6 protein-coding genes are annotated in these 5,492 nt (G+C 68.6%); 4 read left to right on the forward strand and 2 right to left on the reverse strand.

Features of this window, described 5'->3' with window-relative positions; genetic code table 11:
* Positions 1 to 155: 155 nt before the first annotated feature.
* Together JWR81_RS00500 and JWR81_RS00505 are read right to left on the reverse strand one after the other, a co-directional pair.
* Complete coding sequence (locus JWR81_RS00500) at positions 156 to 389, reverse strand: hypothetical protein (protein WP_297645211.1); 234 nt, start codon at positions 387 to 389, stop codon at positions 156 to 158.
* A 328-nt stretch (positions 390 to 717) separates the two neighbouring features.
* Positions 718 to 1,188 carry a MarR family transcriptional regulator gene (locus JWR81_RS00505; RefSeq protein WP_297645214.1) on the reverse strand — a complete coding sequence of 157 codons (471 nt, stop codon included), beginning with the start codon at positions 1,186 to 1,188 and terminating at the stop codon, positions 718 to 720.
* 130 nt (positions 1,189 to 1,318) lie between these two features.
* On the opposite strand from JWR81_RS00505, the gene JWR81_RS00510 reads away from it, so the two are divergent.
* From JWR81_RS00510 to JWR81_RS00525, 4 genes are all read left to right on the forward strand, one after another.
* The gene (locus JWR81_RS00510) at positions 1,319 to 2,350 is read left to right on the forward strand and encodes a substrate-binding domain-containing protein (RefSeq protein WP_297645227.1); all 1,032 of its coding nucleotides are present in this window, start codon (positions 1,319 to 1,321) and stop codon (positions 2,348 to 2,350) included.
* A 258-nt stretch (positions 2,351 to 2,608) separates the two neighbouring features.
* A complete protein-coding gene (locus tag JWR81_RS00515; RefSeq protein ID WP_297645218.1) occupies positions 2,609 to 2,902 on the forward strand; it encodes a zinc ribbon domain-containing protein in 294 nt (97 codons plus the stop codon).
* Between the two features lie 119 nt (positions 2,903 to 3,021).
* On the forward strand, positions 3,022 to 4,275 hold the full coding sequence (fmdA, locus tag JWR81_RS00520; RefSeq protein ID WP_297645221.1) for a formamidase: 1,254 nt from the start codon (positions 3,022 to 3,024) through the stop codon (positions 4,273 to 4,275).
* Positions 4,276 to 4,446: 171 nt separating this feature from the next.
* Positions 4,447 to 5,088 (forward strand): AmiS/UreI family transporter, encoded by a 642-nt coding sequence (locus JWR81_RS00525; protein ID WP_297645224.1) that lies wholly within the window; start codon positions 4,447 to 4,449, stop codon positions 5,086 to 5,088.
* Positions 5,089 to 5,492 lie beyond the last annotated feature (404 nt).

Consider the following 5,492-nt stretch of genomic DNA (forward strand, 5'->3'; position numbering starts at 1 on the left):
GTTCCCCCACCAGCGCGGTGTACGGAGACGTCAAAGGACGACCCTCGACCGAGACGCCGACGGCGTTGCCGGTGATGCGGTTCGCCGGCGTGCACGGGCCTTCCCAGTGATCCCACAGGTGGCCCGGCGAGCGTCGGGTCCGTGCGGCGCGTCGGCTATTCGGCGAGGCCCGGGCCCAGCGCGGCGATGTCCTGGCCCGTTGCGATCTGCTCATGTTCGACGGAGTCGCACTGCGGCCCGAAGTACGCGGGGCACGGGCTGGTGGGTGGCAGCGCGGCAGGGCTCGTGTCGGCGACGGGGTGCACGGTGGACGGCGGGGCAGCCGCTGCTGCTGCCTGGGGAGCGAGCAGCGTGGTGAGAACGGCTGACGTCGTCAGTGTGAGCTGCATGCCTGGTGCGTACCCGCCGAGTCGACCGATCATGCAGCCAGCGCCCAGGCAGGCGCAGATCCTTCGCGATTGGACGCACTCCTGACCGCGCGTCGACCTCGCCGTGGATGGCCTCCTCGGTGAGAACAGGATCGGCGGCGTGCACGCCCTTGCGACCTTGTCGAGGATTCTCGCTTCCATGAATCGTGCCCGTGCCGCCGAAAGAACCTCGATTCTCCGTCCTGCCCGCAGCAAGTCGAACAGCGTATGACGGATCTGGTGCCGATGATTGCCCCGGCTCCGGGAAGGAGTTTCACCCGGGCTGCTGTCGCGGCGGTCGCGGCCCTGCTCAGACGGGTGTGACAGCCGATGTCGCGCCAGGCGCCAGGCCGCGGGACAGCCGCCGCAACAGATCATCGAGCAGGTCGGCATCGGGGCCCAATATCGTGCGAAACTCTTGTTGCACCTCGGCCGAGACGGCATCCCAACTGGCGAGCGTCTGACGCCCCCGGGGAGAGGCGACGATCAGCACGCGTCTGCGGTCCTGTTCGTCCGAGCGACGCAGCACCAGGTTCGCCGACACCATCCGGTCGACGAGCTTGCTCAACTTCGGCGCAAGCAACATGGCGTGGTCCGCGACGACGTTCATAGGGCAGCCACCCCGCTCGACGAGCAACGACAGGATCCGCCATTGGTCGATTCCTGAACCCTGGGCCTTGAGGGCGTCGTCGAGCCGTTGGGTGACAGCACGTTCCACCAGGGAGAGCAGCCGTAGAGACTCGTCGCCGACCAGCGCGGATCGGTCCGGTCGTGCTGCCATTGACGAATGCTATCCCTACGATTGGAGTAGCACGATCGTTGCGGCAGATGGATAGCGTGTCCGCATGGCCCCGCTCGTCGCGCCCCGGCAGCTCACGGTGCCGCCTGCGCATGAGCGTGACGTCCTCAACATGGCGCTCGTCATCCCGCTGCAGGGGCCGGCCGGGATCTTCGGGCCGTCCTGTGAGAGCTGCGCCACGCTCGCCGTGGAGGATATCAACGCCGAGGGCGGCGTGCTGGGCCGCGAGTTGAACCTCGTCCCTGTCGACGGCGGGACCGCACCCGCGACCGTCGCGGCAGAGGTCGACGCCCTGATCCGCGTCGGCGCGATCGAGGCCGTGACTGGCTGGCACATCTCCGCGGTTCGTGAGGTCATCGCACCCATGATCGGCGGGCGCGTCCCGTACGCGTACACGGCGCTCTACGAGGGCGGCGAACACCGTCCCGGTGTGTTCATGACAGGGGAGACACCCGACCAACAGCTGGGCCCGGCTCTCGACTGGTTCGCTCGATCGGTCGGTGTCCGACGGTGGACGATCGTCGGCGACGACTACGTGTGGCCGCGCAGCTCCGCCCGGACCGCGCGGCGGTTCCTGCGGCAGATCGGCGGCACCGTCTGCGACGAGATGTACGTCCCGCTCGGAACGACGGACTTCTCCGAGGTGCTGCACCGTGTCGAGGCGAGCGGTTGCGAGGCCGTGCTCATGCTGCTCATCGGCCAGGACGCGGTCGAATTCAACCGCGCCTTCAGCGCGTGGGGTCTGGACCGGGATGTCCTGCGCTTCAGCTCGCTGATCGACGAGAACGTCCTTCTCGCGTCGGGGGCCGACACCACGCGTGGCCTCATGACGTCCGCGGGGTACTTCGAGGATCTCGCGACAACCTCCGGCCTCGACTTCGCGGCCACCTACCTCAGCCGGTTCGGCCCGGACGCTCCAGTGCTGAACAGCCTGGGTGAGTCGTGCTACGAGGGCGTGCGGCTGCTCACCGAACTCATGCGTCGCGCCGCCTCGGTCGAGGTCCAGCCGATGACCTCCGTGTCCGAGGGGCTGTCGTACGAGAGCCCGCGCGGCACGGTCGAACTTCGCGACCGGCACCTGCGGCAGACGGTCTTCCTGGCGGTCGCCGACGGCCTGCTGTGGGACGTCATCCAGCAGCTCTGACGCCCACCGAACCCTGAGGTCGGGCAACTCGGACGTCGCGCATCGGTGGCGTTGTCCCCTGCCACGACACTGTCCTGCTCCGAGGCGCGCGTCGCGTCGCAGTGCGCCGCGTTGACATCTGTGGTGACCGAGAGTATTTTCCTAGGAAAATTTTTCCACCTGGGGTCGCCAACTCTGCAGCTCAAAAGCTGGAGAGCGCGCGAACCGCGGTGGGCACACACAGAGCGTGCGCAACGTGACTACCCGAAGGGTTGAACGATGGCGACGTACGGGTATCGATGCGATGTCGACGGTCCGGTCGACGTCAAGCTGCCGATCGGCACGGCGCCGGCCACGATCGCGTGTCCGAACTGCGGTGAGCCGGCGGCGCGTGTCTTCACCGCTCCCATGCTCGGACTCGCCGACCGCAGGCGCCTGGCTGCGATCGAACACGGCGAGAAGAGCCGGGACGAGCCGGACGTGGTCTCCGCCCCGGCGGGTGCGCCGCGGAGGCAGACCCGGATGGCGCCGCCCAATCCGGCCTTCGCCCGCCTGCCCCGGCCCCTGACCTGAACCCGCGGCCGCCTCCCGATGCCGAGACCTGTCCGGGAGGCGGCGGTTCGTGCACGGCCGTTGGAGGGCGCCGGCCCGGCGGTGCCCCACTGTCACCGCCCGATTTGAGGAGTCACGCCATGCCTGAGGTTGTGTTCCCGCTCGACTCGATGAAGCCGTTCACCGAGCAACGCATCGTCGGCCACAACAGGTGGCACCCCGACATACCGGCGTTGGTGCAGGTCAAGCCCGGTGACACCTTCCGCGTCGACTGCCGGGAGTGGTTCGACGGCGCCATCCAGAACAACGACTCCGCCGACGACATCCTGCACGCCCCGTTGGCCGGGGTGCATGTGCTGTCCGGCCCGATCGCCGTGGAGGGTGCCGAGCCCGGTGACCTGCTGATCGTCGACATCCTCGACGTCGGTCCGATCCCCCAGGAGGACTCCGGCCCGCTCGCCGGCCAGGGCTGGGGTTACACCGGCGTGTTCGCCACCGGCAACGGCGGCGGCTTCCTCACCGAGCAGTTCCCCGACGCCTACAAGGTGATCTGGGACTTCCAGGGCGGCAAGGCCACATCCCGCCACGTACCCGGAGTGTCGTTCACCGGGATCGTGCACCCCGGACTGATGGGCACCGCACCCTCAGCGGAGCTGCTGCGGAAGTGGAACGCCCGCGAGGGCGCCCTCATCGCGACCGACCCGAACCGGGTCCCGCCGCTCGCCCTGCCTCCGCTGCCGGACTCGGCGATCCTGGGCAACCTGCACGGTGACGAGTTCGACCGGGTCGCCGGCGAGGCCGCGCGCACCGCGCCGCCGCGGGAGAACGGCGGCAACCAGGACATCAAGAACCTCACCAAGGGCTCGCGGGTGTTCTACCCGGTGTTCGTCAAGGACGCGAAGCTGTCCATGGGCGACCTGCACTTCTCTCAGGGAGACGGAGAGATCACCTTCTGCGGCGCGATCGAGATGGGCGGGTTCATGGACCTGCACGTCGACCTCATCAAGGGTGGCATGGCCACCTACGGCGTCTCCGAGAACGCGATCTTCATGCCCGGCAACGTCGACCCGCGCTACGACCAGTGGCTGGCGTTCTCCGGCACCTCGGTCACCCTCGGGGGCGAGCAGCGCTACCTCGACTCACACCTGTCCTACCAGCGCGCCTGCCTGCACGCGATCGACTACCTGCAGAAGTTCGGCTACAGCGACATCCAGGCCTACATGATCCTCGGCGCCGCCCCGATCGAGGGCCGCCTGTCCGGGGTCGTCGACATCCCGAACTCCTGCTCCACCGTCTACATCCCGACCGCGATCTTCGACATCGACGTGAGGCCCGGCAAGAACGGACCCGCGCAGATCGACCCGGGCATGGGCGTGCCGAAGGCCAGCGCCTGACGCCCTGACCGACGCCCCGTCTACCGCCACCCGGGTGCGGGGGCCGTCTCCCGAACACGGCCCCCGCACCCTCCCCGACCTCACCCGCCGCCCGGTGCGGCGGCCACCCGGCCCCACCACAGTGGGCCCGCGACCGGGTTCCGTGTACGTACTCCAGAGAGGTGCTCACCCATGGGAGCCGTGGGACTGCTGTTCGTCGGAGCCGTGCTGTTCATCAACGGCGCGATGCTGCTGGGCTGGGTCAACGGGAAGTCGGCAGCGCCGATGAACTTCTTCGTCGGCGCCCTGCAGATCATCACCCCGACCTACCTGATCTTCACCGCCAACGGCAACACCGACACCATCCTGTCCGCCGCCGGGCTCTACCTGTTCGCCTTCACCTACCTCTACGTCGGGCTCAACCTGACCTTCGACCTCGACAGCACCGGACTGGGCTACTTCTGCCTGTTCGTCTTCATCTCCGCCCTGGTCTACTCCGGGCTGAACTTCGTCCACTTCGGCGACCCCGGTTTCGGCGTCATCTGGCTGTACTGGGCCTTCCTCTGGCTGCTGTTCTTCCTGGTTCTCGGCCTCAAACGCGACGGCCTCAGCCGCTACACCGGCGCGGTCTGCGCGATCCAGGGCTGGGTCACCGCATGGGTCCCGGCGTTCCTGCTGCTCACCGGCCGCTACGCCGACTACAGCAACCAGATCGCTATCGCGCTCGCCGTCTTCGCCGTCCTCGTCTTCGGCGGTCTCTACGTCATGATGGGACGGCGCGGCACAGGCGTGGCAACGTCCGAGCCCACTCCCGGCGAGCACGTGGCCGTCTGACCCGGCTCCGCAGGCCCGGCAGCGGTGCCACCCATCGGGGGTCGACCATGACGCCCCACCCGAGCACACACGCGGGCGGGACGCGGTGGCGGCCGTCGCGACACTGACCGCCGTCGCCGTCGTCCTGCTCACCTTCGGCACGACGTACGCAAACACAGCGCTGCCCCTGACCGGTGGCCTCGCGGTGACTGCCACGGCACTCTGCGTATCGAGCACGAGCTCCCCCGGCCGGAGCCGCCCCTGAGCGCGACTCGTAACATCGTCGTCATCGCGAGTCACCCGCAGGTAAACGCGGGTCGTCACCGTGATCGGATGTGCCGGGTTCCGAGCCCCGGCCGGTCAGGACCCCGGAGGCGGCATGCTCAGTAGGGACGAGGCCCGTGCATGGGCCGAGATCGAGCGCC

The sequence above is a fragment of the Pseudonocardia sp. genome (assembly GCF_025965585.1).
Taxonomy (GTDB): domain Bacteria; phylum Actinomycetota; class Actinomycetes; order Mycobacteriales; family Pseudonocardiaceae; genus Pseudonocardia.

Bases quoted from the DNA above. Each gene is read 5' to 3' on its own strand.
- JWR81_RS00515 (WP_297645218.1), top strand. From the start codon at position 2,609: ATGGCGACGTACGGGTATCGATGCGATGTCGACGGTCCGGTCGACGTC.
- JWR81_RS00510 (WP_297645227.1), top strand. From the start codon at position 1,319: ATGGCGCTCGTCATCCCGCTGCAGGGGCCGGCCGGGATCTTCGGGCCG.
- fmdA (WP_297645221.1), top strand. From the start codon at position 3,022: ATGCCTGAGGTTGTGTTCCCGCTCGACTCGATGAAGCCGTTCACCGAG.
- JWR81_RS00525 (WP_297645224.1), top strand. From the start codon at position 4,447: ATGGGAGCCGTGGGACTGCTGTTCGTCGGAGCCGTGCTGTTCATCAAC.
- JWR81_RS00505 (WP_297645214.1), bottom strand. From the start codon at position 1,188: ATGGCAGCACGACCGGACCGATCCGCGCTGGTCGGCGACGAGTCTCTA.
- JWR81_RS00500 (WP_297645211.1), bottom strand. From the start codon at position 389: ATGCAGCTCACACTGACGACGTCAGCCGTTCTCACCACGCTGCTCGCT.